We start from the raw sequence: 1,571 nt of genomic DNA, 5'->3' as shown, positions 1-1,571 counted from the left end.
GGCTGCCGCTGTCAGGCGGCAGCCCCGATCTGCCAGGTGGTGCCGTTGTGGGTGAGTCCGAGGTTGATCAGGGTCCGTAGGTTGAGGGCGGCGGCGCGGGTGTGGAGCCAGGCGTTGTTCTTGATGGTTCCGATGTGTCGTAGGCGTCGGTTGCCGTGGGCGACGAGCCAGGCGACGGCGCGTTCGACGGGTGGGCGCCAGCGGCGGTAGGCGGCTTGCCATTCGGGGTCATTCGCGTTCTGTCGGGCTTGGGCCATCAGGTCGTGGTCGGGGCGGATGGTGATGATCCGCCCGGCCGTGGCCCGGCTGCATCGCTCGCGTAGTGGGCAGCCGGTGCACTGGTCGGTGAAGACCGCCTTGCGCTGCAGGTGTCGGCCGGACGGCTCGGACAGCGCGACGGTGTGGCCTGCCGGGCAGGTCACCGTGCCGGCGTGGGTGTCGATGGCGAAGTCGTCGAGGCTGAAACCGCCTGGGACGGCGGTTGTCGGCGGGGCGGGTTTGAGGAACAGCCGGTGGTGGGCCTGCCGCAGGGCCCGTCGGGTGGGTCCGGTGGAGTAGGCGGTGTCGCCGAAGGCGTCGACCGGCGCGGGCTCGTCGGCGAGCAGGTCGAGGGCGATCTGGGCCTCGTGGTGCTCGCTTCCGCTGCCGGGGGTGAGGGCGACGGCGGTGAACAGGCCGGTTTCGGGCTCGACGGCGAGGTGGGCCTTGTAGCCGTCCTGGTGCCGGGTGCGGTTCTTGTGGACGTGCCGGGCCTCGGGGTCGACGACGGAGACGATCCGGTCCGGGGCGGTGCCTCGGGTGATGCGCCAGCGTCCGTCGCGGCCGTCGGATTCGTCGGCGGGTTCGACGTCCTGTCCGGCGACCAGGGCCAGGATCCCGACCGCGTTCGCGGCCTTCTCGCCCAGTGGCTGCTCGGGCAGGTGCCCGAGCAGCCGCAGCGCGTCGCCGACCAGGGCGTCGACCAGGTCGGCCCGGGCCTGCTCGTCGTTCCAGGCGATGCGGGGTTTGCCCGGATCGGTGTAGTCGTGCGCGGTGCAGTGCACGGCCGCGACCGCACCGGCGCCGGGGACCTCGCGGATCACCGCGCGGACGGCGGCGATCAGCTGGGTGACGGTGTCCTGGGTGGCGACCGCGTCGTCCAGCACGGTGGAGTCCAGCGCCCGTTTCTGGCGGCCTTTCAGCACGCCGGTCGCGTTCACGACCTCCCGAACGGCCTCGAAGACGCGGTTCGGACGGGCCGAGCGGGCCAGCCGGCGACGGAAGTAGGACAGCAGCGACGAGTCGAACGCCGTGTCGTGCAGGCCAAGACCGCACGCGGCCTTCCACCGCAGGTCGCACCGCAGTTCCTGGACGGTCTCGAAGTCCGACAGGCCGTGCAGGGCCTGCAGCGTGATCGCCGCGGCCAGGATCTGCGGCGGCATGCTCGGCCGGCCGTTCGCCGACGGGTACATGTCCGCGAACAACGCTGCCGGGAACAGCCTGCCCCGGTGCTCGGCCAGGAACGCGAACACACTCCCCGCCGGGATCAGCTCCCGGCACGTCTCCCACACGTCCGGCCCGACCGTCTCCCC

The 1,571-nt window shown here is 72.1% G+C and carries 1 protein-coding gene; it reads right to left on the bottom strand.

All coding sequences use genetic code 11. The features are described 5' to 3' along the window. Nucleotides 1-11 precede the first annotated feature (11 nt). Entirely contained in the window at nt 12-1,550 is a 1,539-nt protein-coding gene (locus ACFV8H_RS41450; RefSeq protein ID WP_380409960.1) for an IS1182 family transposase, read from the bottom strand. Nucleotides 1,551-1,571 lie beyond the last annotated feature (21 nt).

Origin of the sequence: Kitasatospora sp. NPDC059827, assembly GCF_042731675.1 — a bacterium.
In the GTDB taxonomy this organism is placed as follows: Bacteria; Actinomycetota; Actinomycetes; order Streptomycetales; family Streptomycetaceae; genus Kitasatospora.
The sequence above is the reverse complement of the archived record's forward strand: the minus strand, read 5'-3'. Positions and strand labels throughout refer to the sequence as shown.